Source organism: Sinomonas gamaensis, assembly GCF_005876955.1.
Lineage (GTDB): Bacteria > Actinomycetota > Actinomycetes > Actinomycetales > Micrococcaceae > Sinomonas > Sinomonas gamaensis.
Genome location: NZ_SSCL01000001.1, coordinates 484,828 through 501,969, shown reverse-complemented (window position 1 = coordinate 501,969; position 17,142 = coordinate 484,828). Strand labels below are relative to the sequence as shown.

Below are 17,142 nucleotides of genomic sequence, written 5' to 3'. Positions count from 1 at the left end.
ACGGCATCCTCCTGTGTGACTGCAATGGACGAGGTTCCGGCTCGGAACCTCGCAGCCCTATTGCCCCCCGCGTGGCGAGTGAACCCGAATCATGAAGGAAGGACGTTCGCGATCACCAAGCACACCACCGCTCCGAGAACTATGCTCAGGACTGCGTTGCGGCGCCAGATATGGGCTCCCACCGTGACAGCGACGCCTGCCAGCTCGCCGAGGCCCTCTCCCGGCACACCGCTGGCCCCGATGCGAGCCACACAGTAGGTGGCCAGAATCGCGACCGCTCCGAGGGGCATCCACCGCCCGAGGTTCGTCACGAGCGCTGATTCCCGCACGAGCGCTTTCAGGCCGAACGGGATAGCGCGGAGGGTCACCGTGATGGCGACGGCGCTCGCGAGGGCGGCGGCGATGTAGCCGGCGTCAGGCACGAAAGTCCCCGAGGACGTGGCCTGGGCGAGCAGACTTGCTCCGGGCGATGAGGGCGATGGCGAAGAGGCTCATCGCAAGCAGAACCATTGACCCCGGGAGGACCACCTGGGCCACGAGCGCGGCACCCAACGCGAGGCCCAGGACGATTCGGTCCGGGTTCTCACGGTAGGCGTCCATCGTGAGCACGATGAACAGAGCGGTGAGGACGAACCCCATCCCCTTCAATCCGCTGAGCAGGTAGGCTCCCGCAACTCCGCCGCTGAGCGCGCCGAGGGCCCACGAGGCGTGGAGTCCGAACTGGGTCCAGAGAATGCTTCCGCTCGTGAGCGTGTTCGGGTCTCTGTTGGCAGTGAGCGCGTAGGCCTCGTCGCAGAGCGCGAAGACGCTATAGGCCTTTCGCATCCGCCCGCGGACCAGATGGAGGGGGAAGGAGAGTCCGTAGAACAGATGGCGAGAGTTGACGAGCAAGGTCGTCAGGGCCACCGCACCCAACGGGGCACCGGCGGCGAGCATCCCCACGAGAATGAACTCGACGGATCCGGCGAACATGGTCGCCGACATGAGGGGCGCAAGCCACCAAGGGAAGCCGTGCCCCGTGACGAGAACGCCGAAGCCGATCCCCAAGGCGAAGAGCCCGGCCCAGATGACCCACGTGCGTTGCGCAACCTCAGCGAGCTCGGACGGCTCCCTGACCATCAGTCTTTTCACATCGCAATGATATTTTTAACCGCTTGCAATGTGATTGCCCTTTGTTGCCCACTAAGCGTGGTTTGCGCAAGGATCAAGGTATGGATTCGCTAGATCTCGCAATTATCGATCAGCTGGAGCAGGACGGTCGATTGACCAACCAAGAGCTGGCCTCGCGCGTGGGCCTCACCCCGGCGCCGTGCTTGCGCCGAGTGCGCCGCCTCGAGGCCGAAGGCGTCATCACCGGGTATGCGGCGACGGTCGACCCGACGGCGCTCGGGCGGGGGTTCGAGGTCATCATCCACGCCGATCTCGTGGCGAAGGACCTTGCCACCGTGGAGGCTTTCGAATCCCGTCTGACCGCCATGCCTGAAGTCGCTGAGCTGCGCCGGATGTTCGGCCTCCCCGACTACTTCATCCGCGTCCAGGTCACCGATTCAGCAGCCTTCGAACGCTGGCTCACCACGCAGCTGTTGGGAGATCCCGCCATAGCCCGCGTCGATTCCCGTATCACCATGAAGCTGCTGAAACTCCGGCGCTGAGATCTGCCCGCTGGTCCGCCGGCAAGACCCAGCGCTCCGTGTCCATGCCGGGATTTTCTTCCGACTACGCTCACCGTCTCGCCTTCAAGAGGCATACGACCGTCGTCTCGGTGTCCTCTGGATCCGGCGTCGGGTCCCCGTAGATCTCCCAAGAGTGCCCGGCGGGCTCCCGATGGTTGCTCGCCATCCACTTGTCGATCGCGAGGTAGGCCTCGTTCATGCGCTCGTACGGGCCGTGGTGAACTGCTAGGGCCGCCTCGCCCTCCGGCGTTTCGGTCGCGTAGACCTCCCCCACCGCCTCGAACTTGTGCGTGACCTCGACGCCGAACTCGCAGAGCAAAGGCGCGCCCGGTTCCGTGGCCCGGTGGTACACGAAGATGTTGTGGCCGCCGGCCCACAGACCCGGCCGACTCCTGATCAACTCCCACACCTTGCCCAGTGTGGGACCCCACGCCGAGGCGACCTCCTGCGGAGCGGCCTCACGCGCGACGGCCGCCAGCTTGCGGGACTGAACAGTGTGAACGACGACGGGAACCGTCATGCCGGGATTGTACGACCCGTCTCAGGGAACCCGGACCGCAAGCGCCCCCTTGTCGACCCGGATGGAAATGACCTTGCCCTCGCCCAGGTGATCGCCGTCGATCTGGATGTCGTGCGGGCGGCTCGCCTCAACCCGCACGCTCGTCCCGGTGAAATGACCGAGCTCAGGAGGGGAATGCCGCCGAAACCGGCTCAGAAGCGTTGTGGCTACCCGAAACCAGCCGACGACGCCCCGAGGGGCGACGGCGAGCACATCCAAGATGCCGTCGTCAGGCTTTGCTCCCGGAAACACTTCGACGTTCCCTTGGATTCGCCCGCAGTTTCCGACCATGACTCCGCGCTGACGCCGATCCATGGCAACGCGGCCGTCCACCTCGACGCGCATCCTGTAGGAGTCGCCGATGATGTTCTGCCCGGCGGAGACGACGTAGGCGAGCCAGCCCGCCTTCGCCTTGAGATTGTCGTTGGTGTTCGCCATCACCGTTGCATCCAAGCCCATGCCGGCCATCACGATGAAGGCGAGTTCATCGCCGTCGTCCATCGCTGCCCAGGCGACGTCGATGCGGCGCTCCTTCGCCGACGTGGCCGCGGCGAAAGCCTCGGCGGGGGCATCGACCGGGATACCGAGGTTCCGCGCGAGCAGGTTCCCCGTGCCGACGGGCACCACGCCCAGCGGCACGTCAGTGCCTGCGAGTTCGCCCGCAACGGCTCGGACCGTTCCGTCGCCGCCGGCCACCACCACGAAATCGACGCCTTCTTCGAGTGCCCGGCGTGCCATGCCGCCACCGGGATCCTCTACCGAGGTTTCCAGCACAAGCGGATCTGTGCCCCGCTCGGCACAGTGCCGGCGGTACAGCTCCACAACATCTTCTGCCCCCTGCTTGACCGGGTTGACGATCAGCGCTCCCATGTGCCCTCCCGTGCTCGGTCGCCCTCCGCACGAGGATACAGAAGGGGACTGCTTACAACTCGGTCACTTCACGGATCCTGCTGTGAGGCCTCGGACGAAGTACCGGCCGAGGAACAGGTACACGAGGACCGTGGGCGCGGCCACGAGCACGGCCCCCGCCATGAGCTGGGCGTAGTTTACTGTCGTGGTGCCGATCATGTTGTTGAGGCTCACGGTCGCCGGCCAAGCGGCCGGGGAGGTGAGGATGAAGCCGAAGAGGAAGTCGTTCCAGATGTTGGTGACCTGGAAGATCGCGGCCACGACGAAACCCGGCAGCGACAGCGGGAGCATCACGTGGGTGAAGGTCTTCCAGATCCCCGCGCCGTCGATGGCGGCCGCTTCGACGATCGCGCTCGGGATGCCCTCGTAGTAGTTGCGGAAGATCAGGGTCGTGATGGGGATGCCGTAGATGATGTGCACGATGGTCACCCCGAGGATGCTGCCCTGCAGGTGGAGCATGTTCAGGAACTGGAACACCGGGATGATGACGGCTTGGAACGGGATGAACATGCCGACCAGCAGGATCGTGAACAGGGCGTTCGACCCCCGGAACGGGAACTTCGAGAGGATGTAGCCGTTCAGGGAGCCGATGAGGCACGAGATGGTTGCGGCGGGAACGGTGATCTGCAGGGAGTTGATCAGTGATCCGTGGAGCTGCTGCCACGCACCTTTGAACGCGTCGAGGCTGGGCTTGTCGGGGAAGGCGAGGAAGAACGACGGCGCGCTGGTGCCGCCGGAGAGTGCAGTGGCGATGATGACGTACACGGGCACGAGCATGAAGGCGGTAGCCAGGCAGCAGACTGCCAGGATCGCCCACCCGCCCCAGGTTGTCGGCAGGGTGGCCCGTCGGGCCCGCTTGGCTCTTGCAGGCGGGCCGAATCCCGACCCGTCCTTTGAACGCAGCACCCGGGACACCCCGATGGCCGACTTGGAGGTGTAATCGGCAGTTTGGATGCTCATGGCTAGGCCTTTCGCTCGCGGCGGTAGCCGCGCATGAGGTAAGGGACAACGACCAGCAGCGTGAGGCCGAGCAGGATAAGCGCCATGGCGGAGGCCTTGTCATAGCGGCTGGTCAGGTAGTTGTAGATGTAGATGCCTGGCACGTCGGTGACGAAGCCGGGGCCTGACCCGGACATGGCGACGACGAGGTCGAAGATCTTGAGCGCGACGTGCAGGAGGAGGACGAAGCAGGTGATGGTCGAAGGCCACAGCTGGGGCAGCACGATGTGACGCAGGCGCTGCCACGCGTTGGCGCCATCCACGCTGGCAGCCTCCAGGTGCTCCTCGGGTATCGAGGCGAGCCCAGCAAGGTACATGGCCATGGCGAAGCCGACGAGCTGCCAGGCTGCGGCGAAGATGATCGGCAGGAGTGCGACGGGGATTCCGAGCTGGATCTTCAGGGGGCTGCCGATGTCGATGCTGTTGATCGCGCCGACGATGCCGGGGTCGGTGGTCCATCCGGGCGGGTTCTGGATCCCGATTGCCTTGAGGAAGACGTTGATGCCGGTGGACGGGGCGAAGATCCAGCGCCAGACCACGCCCGTGACGATGAAGGAGAGGGCGTAGGGCAGCAGGAAGACCGTTCGGAACAGGCTCCTGCCGATCGCCACATGATGGATGAAGAGTGCCGCCACGAGTCCGCCGACGATGGCGAGGACGAGGAATACCACCGTGAAGATGATGACGTTGCGGTAGTCGGCCTGGAACCGCTGCTCCCCGACGATCTCCCCGTAGGTCGCCCCGAACGGCTGACGGAGGCTCAGGTCGGGCGAGGTGCCGACCTTCCAGTTGGAGAGCGAGATGTAGCCGGTGATTCCAATGAACACGTAGACGAACAGGAAGCTCACCAGAAGGCTGGGGGCGAAGATCAGGCGCGCGCGCCGAGAGGTCTTGACGCCATGGGGAACGGCGACTGGCGGACGCCGCCGCAGCCAGGCACGGTCGATTGCTGGAGCTGTCATGTCATGAATCCTTTGGGCGGGGCGGGACAGCCTGCGCTGCCCCGCCCCATGGTGGAGATGGCTACTTGAGCTGGCTCGACTGGGCCTGGACCATCGTCGAGACGAAGGCGTCGATGCTCCCGCCGCCGTTCAGGGCGGTCACGGCGTCGGAATAGGTCTGGGCGAACTCCGCCGTCGTCACCTGGCCGTGGGCGAGCGAGGAGACCACAGGAACCGACTTGAAGGCCGTCGCTGCCTGCTGCTGGTACTCCGAGAGCGAGGAGATGTCAGCGTCGGTGCGGGCCGGGATGGATCCCTTCTTGGCCGCGAAGTCCGTCTGCACCTTGGGGTCCATGAGCGTCTTGAGCCAGGCCTTGGCCTCGTCGGGGTGCTTGAGGTTCGCTGCGGGGATCGAGAAGCCGTCGCCGACGTAGTCGAAGACCTCATCCTGGCCGGGGAACGTGACCCACGAGAAGTCCTTGCCCGGCTGCTTGCCGGCGTTGCCGAGCTCGCCGAAGGCCCAGTCGCCCATCAGGTTCACTGCGCACTTGCCGTCGGCCATGTTCTTTGCCGCCTCGTCCCAAGTGAGGGCGGAGTGGTCCTTGTTGGCCAGGCCGAGGATGGTGGTGTAGTCGTTGAGGGCCTGTTTCACCTCGGGAGCTCCGAAGGAGTAGCTGTTGGTGAACAGCTTCTTCCAGTTGTCCGCGCCCGTGCGGGCCATGATGAGGGACTCGAGCAGCTCGGCTGAGGCGAAGACGTCCTTGTCGCCGAGGCAGACCGCTGTCGTGCCCGTGGCCTGGACCTTCTTGAGGCCGGCGATGAGGGAATCGACGCCGCCCTTGGGGTCGATCGTCACCCCTGACTTGGAGAGGACCGCCGGGTTGGTCCACAGGACGTTGCCGCGGTGGACGCCGATCGGGACGGTGTAGTACTTGCCGTTGACCTGCTGGGCATCGGCGACGTCCTTCGGGAGCTTGGACGCCCAGCCGTTGTCCGACCAGAGCTGGCTGATATCGGCCACCTGGCCGCCGTCGACGTAGGCCTTGAGCTGCCCGGCTGGGTGCAGCTGCCAGGTGTCGGGCGGGCTGCCGGCCTGGAGGCGGGCAGCGAGGGCCTGGCGAGCGTTCGCCCCTCCTCCGCCCGAGACTGCTGCGTTGTCGACGCTGAGCCCCGCGTCAGCGGCTTTTACCGCCGTCGTGAGGACGCCGAGGGCGTCCGCTTCGGAGCCCGACGTCCACCAGGACGTGATCTCGAGGCTCTTTCCGCCGCTTGCGCCCGAGTTCGCCTGCTCGTTGGCCGCGCATGCCGCGAGGGAGCCCACCAGAGCTGCCGATGCTATGGCGGCACCGGTGATCTTCAGGGGTGAACGCATGACCACTCTCCTTTGGGTTCTGCCGGGCTTGACCGCGCCGGCTGTCTGCGTTGTGGTCTAGGTTACGCCGGTTTGGTAGATCGATGCAATGGCTTTATGTGAAGGAGCTTCTTTGACCAAGGAGGACGAAGCAAGGCATGAACCAGATCCTTGCTATTAGGCGATTCCTGCGTCACACTCGCTAGTACACCGATCTACCAAAGCGACCTTGAGCGGAGAAGGGAAGGTGAACCAACCAGTGGCAAAAGTGACCTTGGAGACCGTGGCCACCTGCGCTGCGGTGTCTCGATCCACCACCTCATTGGTCCTGCGCGGGAACTCCCCCCGGCGCCGTCCCCGCCCTTTGGAAACCTCCCTCCGCATCCCCGCCTCGACCCGCCTCGCGGCGCCCGTCCATCCGCCATCGAGCTTGAAGGAGCAGCACGTGAACACCATCGCCTGGGGCCTGATCGGGGCGAGCGACATCGCCTCGACCCGCATGATCCGCGCCTTGCGCGGCGAGGGACACAAGGTCGTCGGTGTTGCCTCGGGGGACACAGGGCGCGCTCGCGCCTTCGCAGATGCGAATGACCTCGCCTTCGGCACCTCCGACCTCGACGATCTTCTGGCCTCCGACATCGACGCCGTCTACATCTCCTCCACCAACGACCACCACTACCAGCAGGCACTCGCCGCCATCGCTGCCGGCAAGCACGTTCTCTGCGAGAAGCCGCTCGCCCTCACCGTCGAGGACGCCGAGGCCATGGTCCGCGCCGCCGAAGACGCCGGCCTCCTGCTTGCGGTCAACCACCACCTGCCCGGCAGCCCTCTGCACCGCAAGGTCAGGGAACTCGTCGCCTCCGGCACCATCGGCCAGCTCGTCGCCGTCCGGATCGACCACGCCGTCCTGCTGCCGGAGCGCCTGCGCGGCTGGCGGCTGGGTACCTCCGTCCCCGGAAGCGGTGTCCTGCTGGACATCACCTGCCACGACGCGTCCGTCCTGAACCCCCTGCTCGGCCGGCCCACCGCAGTGACCGCCCTCGCAGTCCAGCAGGCCGCTTGGAACACCGGCGGCCAGCACGATGCGGCGATGACCGTCATCGAATATGCGGGGCCCGACGGGCGACCGGTCCTGGCCCAGACGCACGACGCGTTCACCGTCGCGTTCAACCGGACCTCGCTGACCGTGCATGGGACCGAGGCCAGCGTCACCGTGCTAGACGCCATGACCCAGGACGCCCCCGGCCAGATCCTCCTCACCGACGCCCACGGCACCCGCGAAGTCGACGTCGACTGCTCCGAGGACCTTTACAGCATCGTGGTCCGCCACTTCGCCACCGCAGTTGCCGGCCGCGGCCGCCCCACCGCCACCGGAGGCGACGGCGTCCTGGCGCTCCGGGTCGCCCTCGCCGCCGAGGAATCCGCCCGCACCGGCCGTATGGTCCGGATCGACTGACCCGCGGTCCACCGCAAAGACGTCCAAGAGAACAACAAGGAACACCCATGCAGAAAGTCGCAGTACTCACCCCCCGTCAGGCCGCAGACCTCGTGGACGACGGGGATGTCGTCGCCGTCAGCTCCTCCAGCGCACTCGGCTGCCCCGACGCCATCCTCTCCGGCCTAGGCCAGCGCTTCGCCGAGACCGGCCATCCCCGCTCGCTCACCAGCGTGCACCCGATCGCCGCCGGGGACATGTACGGGGTCTTGGGCATCGACCACATCGCCCAGCCCGGCATGCTCCGCCGCGTCGTCGCCGGCTCCTACCCCTCCGGTCCCTCCTCCGCCGAGCCCCCGAAGATCTGGCAGATGATCACCGGCGGCGAGGTCGAGGCCTACAACTTCCCCTCCGGCGTCGTCTACCAGATGCACCGCGCCGCCGCCGCCCACCAGCCCGGGGTCTTCACCCAGGTGGGGATCGACACCTTCGTCGACCCCCGCCAGCAGGGCGGGCGCATGAACGACGTGACGCCAGCCGAGAACGTCGAACTGATTGAGATCAAGGGCCAGGAATGGCTCTTCTTCCCCTCCATCGTCCCCGACGTCGCCATCATCCGGGCCACGACCGCAGACGAGCACGGGAACCTCACGTTCGAGGACGAGGGTTCCCCGCTCGGTGCCCTCGACCTCGCCTACGCCGCGCACAACAACGGCGGCATCGTCATCGCCCAGGTCAAGCGCCTCGCCGAGGAGGGCAGCCTCCACCCCCAGGAAGTCCGCGTCCCCGGGATCCTCGTCGACGCCGTCGTCCTGGCCGAGGACCAGCTCCAGACCACCCTCACCCAGAACGACCCGGCGATCTCGGGCCAGCTCCGCCGCCCACTCTCCGTCCTGCCCCCGGTGCCGTTCTCCCTGGAGAAGATCATGGCCCGCCGCGCCGCCGCCGAGCTGCATGCCGGGGAGACCGTGAACCTCGGCTTCGGCGTCTCCGCCCTCGTCCCGCACGTGCTGCTCGAGGAAGGCCAAGGCAGGGAGATCAGCTGGGTCATCGAGCAGGGCGCCGTCGGCGGGGTGCCCCTGCTGGACTTCGCGTTCGGCTGCTCGCAGAACCCAGACGCGATCATGCCCAGCATCGACCAGTTCACGCTCCTGCAGGGCGGCGGCTTCGACCGCTCGCTCCTGTCCTTCCTGGAGATCGACCGCGAGGGCAGCGTCAACGTCCACTACCTGCCGAAGCGCCGGCACGTCACCGCCGGAGTGGGCGGCTTCGCGGACATTACGACGGCGGCCCCCGAGATCGTCTTCATCGGATCCTTCACGGCGGGGCGGCGGGACATCGGACTCGACGGCGGACGGCTCGAGATCCGCGCCGACGGCGCGCACACCAAGCTCGTCGAACGCGTCGCCCAAGTGACCTTCTCCGGCAAGCAGGCCTTGGCCCGCGGCCAGAAGGTCACCTACATCACCGAGCGCGCGGTCCTCCGGCTCACCCCCGAGGGCCTGATCGTCACCGAGATCGCCCCGGGAGTCGACCTCCAGCGCGATGTCCTGGACCGCAGCGACTTCCCGCTGCTGGTTTCCGACGGGCTCAGGACCATGGACGCCGCGCTCTTCTCTCCCGAGCGCCTGGGCCTCGCCCTCGACCCCGCACCCCGGCACCCGCGCCTGGAACGGCAGAGCGCAGCCCGCACCGCCGATCCAGCCGTCGCCGCCGCCCGCTGACGCGCGGCACACCCACGAAGGAAACACCCAGATGGAACAGAACAGCCGAATGGAAAAGAACAGCAGGGCCCTGCGAGTCCTCACCCCGTACCAGGCTGCCCAGGCCGATGCCCTCTTCGAGACGATGTTCCCCGGCGGCGAAGGCACCCCCGGGGCCGTCGAGACCGGCGTGACCGAGTACCTCGACCTGACCCTCGAGGGCCACGGAGCCGACGAGCTCCCCCGCTACCAGTGGTTCCTCGGGGCTCTGGACGAGGCCGCCCGGGCCAAGTACGGCCACGCGTTCGCCGAGGCGACACCCGACGAGCGGCATGAGATCGTCTCGCTCGCCGAGCAGGGACAGCTCTCCGACCGGCTCCCGGCCGAAAACCAGCGCGACTTCTTCGGCCTCCTCGTCGCCCACCTCCAGGAGGGCCTCTTCGCCGACCCCGTCCACGGGGGCAACAAGGACGCCCTCGGCTGGAAGTTCCTCCGCCACCCTGGGGTGTGGCTGGAGAATTCCGCCGAAGAGAACCTCAGCACCGAGCACGTGCTCAAGGACCGGATCAAGACCCTCGCCGACGCGACGGCCGAGATCCCCCGGGACGAGGAAGGCCACCGGCTCAAGCAGCTCGGCTACGAGAATGCGGTGAACCCGCAGTTCACCGACGAGGTCGACGTCCTGCTCGTGGGCGTGGGCGCCATGGGCGGAGTGAGCGCACAGGTCTTCGCCGAAGCCGGGCTCACAGTGGTGGGCCTCGAGGCGGGCCCCTTCCGCCCGCTCGACGAGTTCCTGCCCGACGAGCTCGAGCACGCCTACTACACCCGCGGCGGCCTCGGCCCCAAGTTCCAACTCGAGACCCCGCGCTGGCGCGAAGACCCCTCCGAGCCCGAGACGAAGGCAGCGACCTTCTCCCTGGGCCGGATGGTCAACGGCGTCGGCGGATCCGCCGGGCACTACGGTTCCTGGTTGCGCCGCTTCCACGAATGGCAGTTCGCCCCGAAGTCCCATTACGAGGACCTCTACGGCCGCAACGTCCTGCCCGAGGACTGCTCCCTGGCCGACTGGCCGGTCACCTACCAAGACCTCGAGCCCTACTACACACGCCTCGAGCACCTCATCGGCATCGCCGGCGACGACACCAACCCCTTCGTCACCCGTTCACGCCCCCTCCCCCTTCCGCCGACGCGCCCGTTCGTCCTCGGCCAGAAGTTCACCGAGGCCACCCGCGCCGCAGGCTTGCATCCGCACCCTGTCTCCGTCGGCTTCACCACGGAGACGTACGACGGGCGCCGGGCAACAGGCTACAGCGCGTGGAACAACGGCCTGGGCTCGTTCCTCGGCGACCGCTGGCACCCCGGCCTCGGCCCAGTCCCCGCCGCGATCGCGAGCGGCCGCTTCGAACTGCGCACCCACTCCCGAGTCACCCGCATCATCACTGACGAGACCGGCGCCGCCCGCGGCGTCGAGTGGGTCGACCCCACCGGCCGGGTCCGCACCCAGCACGCCCGCGCCGTAGTCCTCTCCGCCTACACGTACGAGAACCTGCGCCTGATGTTCCTCTCGGCCGACTCCAAGCACGCCGAAGGGCTCGGGAACAACAGCGGCCAGCTCGGCCTGCACTACATGACCAAGATGTTCGGACACGTGGACGCCATGTTCCCCGACGTCAACTTCAACCGGCACACCGGCCCGGCCGCCCAGGGCGTGGTGCTGGACGACTTCCTGTCGAAGGACTTCCGCTCCCTCGATCACGGCTTCCTCGGCGGCGCCACGCTGGGCGCCGAGCAGCAGGCCCTGCCACTGCAGATCGCCCGCGAGACCCTCCCCCCGACCGTGCCGTCCTGGGGCGCCGCCTACCGGGATCACCTCGCCAAGTGGCCGCACCAGGGAGTGATCCGCATCCAGCCCGATGCCCTCCCCTACGCCTCCCACCGGATCGACATCGACCCCCGGCACCGGGATCGCTCGGGTCTGGGTATGCCGCTCGTGCGCGTGACGTACCGGCTCCGGGAGAACGAGCGGAAGCTCGCGGCGTGGATGGCGCAGAAGGCCACCGGGCTCCTGCGCGACATGGGCGCGACCGAGACCTGGGAAGGTCCCTACTTCACCGGAGTCGGCTCCAGCCACGACCTCGGCGGTGCCCGCTTCGGCCACAACCCCGCCAGCTCGGTCTTGGACGAGCACCTCGCCGTGCACGACACCAAGAACCTCTACCTGTACTCGGGCGCGGCCTTCCCCAGCTGCCCGGGCATCAACCCGACCCTGACCATCTGGGCCGTCGTCATGCGCGCCGCAGAGCACCTGGCTGGCGAACTCGGCGGCGCCCCTCAGGAAGGAGCAGCACAGTGACCGTGACAGCCAGCACCGAGACGACGACGGCGACCGACCCCGCCGCGGGGAGCGTCGCCTTGGAGTACAGCGAGGACGGGTTCACCGCCACGCTCATCCTCGACCGGGCCTCCAAGCTGAACACGCTGACCGTGCCCCTGCTGCGGCGGCTGCGCGAGCGGATCCTCGAGGTCAGCGCCTCGCGGGCCCGGCTGCTCGTGCTGCGCACCGCGGGCGAGAAGGTCTTCTGCGTCGGAGCGGACATCAACCAGTTCTCGGTCCTCGAGCCCGCACCGATGTGGCGGGAGTGGATCGAGACTGGGCACCAGGCCTTTGACGCCCTCGCCCGCCTGCGCCAGCCCAGCATCGCGATCGTCGACGGCCTCGCCGTGGGCGGCGGATTCGAACTCGCTCTCGCCTGCGACTTCCGCGTCATCGCGGACGAGGCCCGAGTCGCCCTCCCCGAGGTCGGCCTGGGCACCGTCCCCGGATGGGGCGGCACCGAACGGGCCACCGAGCTCGTCGGCCGCGCCCGCGCCAAGGAGCTCGTCCTGACCAGGCGCCAGCTCGGTGGAGCCGAGGCCGTCGCGTGGGGTCTTGCCACCGCCCACGCGCCGAAGGAACGGCTCGGCGAGGAAGTCGCCCGCCTCTCGCAGGAGATCCTCGCCGGCGCCCCCATCGCCGTCCAGCTCGCCAAGCAGATCATCGACGCGGCGGCCGACGGCGCCCCCTCCCGGGTGCTCGAAGCCCTCGCCGGGGGCCTGACCTCCGCAACCGCCGACCTGGCAGAAGGGGTCGCCGCCTTCCGCGACAAACGCGCCCCGAACTTCACAGACCACTGACTAACCCATTCACCCAGAGGACAACCGCCATGTCACACAGCTACACCCTCGACGACATCAAGCCCGTCTACCGCCCGATGGTGATCGACGGCGCCGACGCCGAAGCAGCGTCGGGCGAGACGTTCACCCGGAACAGCCCGGCCCACGAAGTCGAGGTCGGCTCATACCCGCTGGGCGATGCGGTCGACGTCGACCGCGCCGTCCGGGCGGCCCGCCGCGCCCTCGACGCCGGCTGGCGCACCACGAGCGGCAGCCACCGCGCCAAGCTGCTCCACCGCGTCTCCGAGCTCATCCGCCGCGACGCCGAGCAGCTGGCCCTCGCCGAGACGCTCGAGACCGGCAAGCCCATCACCCAGTCCCGCGCCGAGGTCGCCTCCACCGCGGAGCTCTGGGAGTACGCCGCCACGCTTGCCCGTGCTACCCACGGCGACGCGCACAACGGCCTGGGCCCGGACACTCTTGCCCTCGTCGTCCACGAGCCCCTCGGCGTGATCGGCATGATCACCCCCTGGAACTTCCCGCTCCTGATCGTCAGCCAGAAGCTCCCCTTCGCCCTTGCCGCGGGGAACACTGCGGTCATCAAGCCCAGCGAGAGCACCTCGGCGACCACCGTGATGCTCGCCGGGCTCGTCCGCGAGGCGGGGTTCCCCGACGGCGTCGTGAACGTCGTCACCGGCAACCGCCATGTCGGCTCCGCGATCACCGCCCATCCGGGCATCGACATGATCAGCTTCACCGGCTCCACTGGCGTGGGACGCACCATCGCCGAGATCGCCGGTGCGGACCTGAAGAAGGTCGAGCTCGAGCTCGGGGGAAAGAACCCGCAGATCGTCACCCCTCACGCGGACTTCGCCGCGGCCGTGGACGCCGGGGTCTTCGGCGGCTACTTCAATGTCGGCCAGTGCTGCAACTCCGGCAGCCGGCTCATCGTGCACCGCTCCATCGCCGACGAGTTCGCCGACGCCGTGACCGCGCGCGCGAAGACCATGCGGGTCGGGGACCCCCTCGACGCCGACACCCTCGTCGGCTCCCTGGTCAACGACGCCCAGCTCGCCGTCGTCGAGCGCTACGTCGGCGAGGGACGAGAGGCCGGCGCCCGCCTCGTCACCGGCGGCGAACGCCTTCAGAACGCCGTCGGCCCCCGGTTCTTCGCCCCAACCGTCTTCGCCGACGTCACCCAGGACATGTCCATCGCCAAGGAGGAGATCTTCGGCCCCGTGCTGTCGATCCTCCCCTACGACACCCTCGGCGAGGCTGTGAAGATCGCCAACTCCACCTCCTTCGGGCTCTCCGCCGGGATCTGGAGCACCAACATCGAGGAGGCCCTTGTCGCCGCCCGCGACCTGCGCGCCGGCACGATCTGGGTCAATCGCTGGATGGACGGCTACCCCGAACTCCCCTTCGGCGGCTACGGGCAGAGCGGGATCGGCCGCGAGCTCGGCCGCCAAGCCCTCGCCGAATTCAGCGAGCTCAAGACCATCCAGCTCCAGGTCGGCCCCCGCACCACCCGCTGGGTCCCCACGCCCGACGCCCCCCGCGCCTGAGAAGGAGAATCCCATGACCATCACCGCAGCCCGCACCGCAGGCACCAGCGCCGTCCTGCCCCACCTCCTGCCTGTGCGGCTCCCCACCGGCTACCGGGTCCCCGGGAGCTTCGACGGTGCCGCAGCAAAGGCTTGGGCCACCGCCTCGGCCAAGCTCGCAGGCCTCATCACCCGCCACCCCGACGCGTTCCCCCTCTACACCGAGGGCGGAAAGTGGGCGGTGGGCGCCGAGGCCTGGACAAACTGGTGCGAGGGCTTCCTCGGCGGCCAGCTCTGGATGCTCTCCCAGCGCGCCGAGCCCGGGCGCCGCGCCGAGTTCCGCGCTGCCGCCGAGCACTACTCGGAGCTCATCGAGCACCGCAAGACCGACAACACCGTGCACGATCTCGGCTTCCTCTTCTGGTCCACCTACCGGCGCTGGCTCGACGCCACCGGAGACGACGCCAAGCGGCAGGTGCTCATCGAGGCCGGGCGCACCACGGCCAGCCGCTACCACGCGCGGGGCCGCTACATGCCCAGCTTCCGCCAGCCCGACAGCCTGTTCATCGACATCATGATGAACATTCACATGGCCCTCTACGCCGCCCAGCAGACCGGCGAGGACGACCTGGCACGCCGCGCCGTGGAGCACTGCCTCACCACCCGCCGCTATCTCATGCGCGGAGACGGCTCCGCCTCCCACGAGGCCATGTTCGACCTCGAGACCGGAGCATTCCTGCGCCAGACCACCCAGCAGGGCTTCTCCGACGACGGGTCGTGGGCGCGCGGGCAGGCGTGGGCTTTGTACGGGTTCGGCACCGTCTACCGGTTCACCGGAGATCGCCGGTTCCTCGACACCGCCGTAGCCGCTGCCGACTTCTACCTCGAGCAGACCGGCAACCGCCTCGTCCCGCCCAACGACTGGGCCGAGCCCAACCCGATCAGGCCGTACGAGAGCTCTGCGGCCGCCGCTGCGGCAGGCGGATTCTGGCAGCTCGCCGGGCTCGTCGAGGAGCCGGTGAAGGCCCGCGCCTACGCGGACTACGCCGTCGCCATCGTCGAACGCCTCTGCCAGGACGACTTCCTCGCCTCGCCGGACGAGGAGTGGGAGGGCGTGCTCAAGCACGGGTCGTACCACGAGGGCAAGGGACTCGGCGTCGACGAGTCTGTCATGTGGGGCGACTATTGGTTCCTCGACACCGTGGACCAGATCCAGCGGTACGTGGAGCAGTCCGAGCCCCATGAAGGGAGGCAGTGATGCCGTACGCGTCCATCGACGAGGCCCCGGCCCCGGCGACCACCGACGCGCCTGCGCACGACGAGGTGATCACCGCCGACACGGTGATCGTCGGCTCGGGCATGGGAGGGGGCACCATGGCCTACGCCCTCAAGGACAGCGGCCAGCGGGTCCTGATCCTCGAACGCGGCGAGCATCTCCCCGCCGAGCCTGAGAACGCCGACCTCGAGGAGGTCTACGTCAAGGGCCGGTACAAGAACGCCGAGCACTGGGTGGACGGCCGCTCGGGCTCCCAGTTCAAGCCTGGCGTCTACTACTGGGTAGGCGGCAACACCAAGGTCTACGGCGCGTGCCTTCCCAGGTTCCGGCGCAGCGACTTCGAGGAGACCGCGCAGGAGGACGGCATCTCCCCTGCCTGGCCGTTCACCTACGACGAGCTCGAGCCGTACTACACGCGCGCCGAGAAGCTCTTCCGTGTCCGCGGCGTCCTCGGCGAAGATCCGACCGAACCGCCGCACTCCGAGCCGTACCCGTTCCCCGCGCTCGAGCACGAGGACACCGTCGAACGCCTCGCGGCCTCGTTCCGTCGCCAGGGGCTGCACCCCTTCCACATGGCCAACGGCCTCGCCGCCGAGACCGCCGAGGACCGGCGCCGCATTGCCACAGTCGATGGCGCGCCAGACCAGACCGGCATGAAGTCCGACGCCGAGAGGGTCGCCGTCGACCCCGCCGTCGCCTCCGGCGTCGAGCTCATCACCGGTGCCAAGGTCTTCCGGCTCCTGACGGACGACGGCGGCACGCGGGTGATCGCCGCCCTCGCCGAGCGCGCGGGGAAGGTCGTGCGGATCGAGGCGGAGCGCTTCATCCTCGCCGCCGGGGCAGTGAACTCCGCCGCGGTCCTGCTCCGATCGGCATCGTCCCAACATCCCGACGGCCTGGCGAACTCCTCTGGGCTCGTGGGACGGAACTACATGGTGCACAACAGCACCTTCTTCATCGGCATCAACCCGGCCCGGATCAACCGGACGCAGTGGCAGAAGACGCTCGGCCTCAACGACTGGTATGAAGCCGGACCCACCACCCCCGTCCCCCTCGGGAACCTGCAGATGCTCGGAAAGCTGCGCGCGGCCATGCTCAAGATGGCCAGGCCCTGGGCGCCGAACTGGCTGCTGAAGGCCATGAGCGACCGCAGCATCGACATCTACCTCACCACCGAGGACCTCCCCCGCCGCGAGAACGGAGTGCGACTTGTCGACGGACAGATCAACATCTGGTGGAAGCCCACCAACCTCGGAGCCCACCGCGAGCTCGTCCGGCGCATCACTCGAGCAGTCCGACGAGCCGGATACCCTGTCGTCTTCACCCAGCGGATGGGCATCGAGACGAATTCTCACCAGTGCGGTACAGCGGTGGCTGGACTCGATCGTCGGACCAGCGTCCTGAACAAGGACTGCCGCGCGCACGACGTCGAGAACCTCTGGATCGTCGACTCGTCCTTCTTCCCGTCCTCCGCCGCCCTCAACCCCGCCCTCACCATTGCCGCGAACTCGCTGCGCGTCGCCGACGCCATCCTCCGCGACGCTCACCGCGCCATCGAATTCCCCCAGGAGCAATCTGCATGACCAGCCCCATCGCCAC

The 17,142-nt window shown here is 68.0% G+C and carries 15 protein-coding genes; 8 read left to right on the top strand and 7 right to left on the bottom strand.

What is annotated here, in order from left to right:
- Positions 1 to 89: 89 nt before the first annotated feature.
- Together E5679_RS02350 and E5679_RS02345 are read right to left on the bottom strand one after the other, a co-directional pair.
- The gene (locus E5679_RS02350; RefSeq protein WP_138413454.1) at positions 90 to 422 is read right to left on the bottom strand and encodes a branched-chain amino acid transporter permease; all 333 of its coding nucleotides are present in this window, start codon (positions 420 to 422) and stop codon (positions 90 to 92) included.
- The gene (locus E5679_RS02345; RefSeq protein ID WP_212746895.1) at positions 415 to 1,131 is read right to left on the bottom strand and encodes an AzlC family ABC transporter permease; all 717 of its coding nucleotides are present in this window, start codon (positions 1,129 to 1,131) and stop codon (positions 415 to 417) included. Before E5679_RS02345 ends, E5679_RS02350 begins: the two co-directional genes overlap by 8 nt.
- Positions 1,132 to 1,211: 80 nt before the next feature.
- On the opposite strand from E5679_RS02345, the gene E5679_RS02340 reads away from it, so the two are divergent.
- Positions 1,212 to 1,652 carry an Lrp/AsnC family transcriptional regulator gene (locus E5679_RS02340; RefSeq protein ID WP_138413453.1) on the top strand — a complete coding sequence of 147 codons (441 nt, stop codon included), beginning with the start codon at positions 1,212 to 1,214 and terminating at the stop codon, positions 1,650 to 1,652.
- Between the two features lie 70 nt (positions 1,653 to 1,722).
- Here E5679_RS02340 and E5679_RS02335 read toward each other — a convergent pair whose 3' ends face one another.
- The 5 genes from E5679_RS02335 to E5679_RS02315 all read right to left on the bottom strand — a co-directional run bounded on the left by E5679_RS02335 (position 1,723) and on the right by E5679_RS02315 (position 6,453).
- The gene (locus E5679_RS02335) at positions 1,723 to 2,193 is read right to left on the bottom strand and encodes a GyrI-like domain-containing protein (protein WP_138413452.1); all 471 of its coding nucleotides are present in this window, start codon (positions 2,191 to 2,193) and stop codon (positions 1,723 to 1,725) included.
- Between the two features lie 21 nt (positions 2,194 to 2,214).
- Complete coding sequence (locus tag E5679_RS02330) at positions 2,215 to 3,102, bottom strand: diacylglycerol/lipid kinase family protein (RefSeq protein WP_138413451.1); 888 nt, start codon at positions 3,100 to 3,102, stop codon at positions 2,215 to 2,217.
- Between the two features lie 63 nt (positions 3,103 to 3,165).
- Positions 3,166 to 4,101: a carbohydrate ABC transporter permease gene (locus E5679_RS02325; protein ID WP_138413450.1), complete on the bottom strand. Its 936-nt coding sequence runs from the start codon at positions 4,099 to 4,101 to the stop codon at positions 3,166 to 3,168.
- 2 nt (positions 4,102 to 4,103) lie between these two features.
- Positions 4,104 to 5,102 carry a carbohydrate ABC transporter permease gene (locus E5679_RS02320; protein WP_138413449.1) on the bottom strand — a complete coding sequence of 333 codons (999 nt, stop codon included), beginning with the start codon at positions 5,100 to 5,102 and terminating at the stop codon, positions 4,104 to 4,106.
- A gap of 61 nt (positions 5,103 to 5,163) precedes the next feature.
- Positions 5,164 to 6,453: an ABC transporter substrate-binding protein gene (locus E5679_RS02315; protein ID WP_138413448.1), complete on the bottom strand. Its 1,290-nt coding sequence runs from the start codon at positions 6,451 to 6,453 to the stop codon at positions 5,164 to 5,166.
- A 424-nt stretch (positions 6,454 to 6,877) separates the two neighbouring features.
- Between E5679_RS02315 and E5679_RS02310 the strand changes: the two genes are divergently transcribed.
- Genes E5679_RS02310 through E5679_RS02280 form a run of 7 tightly spaced genes read left to right on the top strand, consistent with a single transcriptional unit; the run spans position 6,878 to position 17,126 of the window.
- A complete protein-coding gene (locus E5679_RS02310; RefSeq protein WP_171042213.1) occupies positions 6,878 to 7,888 on the top strand; it encodes a Gfo/Idh/MocA family protein in 1,011 nt (336 codons plus the stop codon).
- Positions 7,889 to 7,935: 47 nt separating this feature from the next.
- Positions 7,936 to 9,591, top strand: coding sequence for an acyl CoA:acetate/3-ketoacid CoA transferase (locus E5679_RS02305; protein ID WP_138413527.1), 1,656 nt, complete (start codon positions 7,936 to 7,938; stop codon positions 9,589 to 9,591).
- Positions 9,592 to 9,640: 49 nt separating this feature from the next.
- The gene (locus E5679_RS02300; protein ID WP_171042212.1) at positions 9,641 to 11,923 is read left to right on the top strand and encodes a GMC family oxidoreductase; all 2,283 of its coding nucleotides are present in this window, start codon (positions 9,641 to 9,643) and stop codon (positions 11,921 to 11,923) included.
- Complete coding sequence (locus E5679_RS02295; protein WP_249335886.1) at positions 11,920 to 12,744, top strand: enoyl-CoA hydratase/isomerase family protein; 825 nt, start codon at positions 11,920 to 11,922, stop codon at positions 12,742 to 12,744. Before E5679_RS02300 ends, E5679_RS02295 begins: the two co-directional genes overlap by 4 nt.
- Before the next feature lie 29 nt (positions 12,745 to 12,773).
- The gene (locus E5679_RS02290) at positions 12,774 to 14,288 is read left to right on the top strand and encodes an aldehyde dehydrogenase family protein (RefSeq protein ID WP_138413445.1); all 1,515 of its coding nucleotides are present in this window, start codon (positions 12,774 to 12,776) and stop codon (positions 14,286 to 14,288) included.
- A 13-nt stretch (positions 14,289 to 14,301) separates the two neighbouring features.
- Complete coding sequence (locus E5679_RS02285) at positions 14,302 to 15,525, top strand: glycoside hydrolase family 88 protein (RefSeq protein ID WP_138413444.1); 1,224 nt, start codon at positions 14,302 to 14,304, stop codon at positions 15,523 to 15,525.
- Positions 15,525 to 17,126, top strand: a complete 1,602-nt coding sequence (locus tag E5679_RS02280) for a GMC oxidoreductase (RefSeq protein WP_138413443.1) — start codon at positions 15,525 to 15,527, stop codon at positions 17,124 to 17,126. Before E5679_RS02285 ends, E5679_RS02280 begins: the two co-directional genes overlap by 1 nt.
- Positions 17,127 to 17,142: the final 16 nt, after the last annotated feature.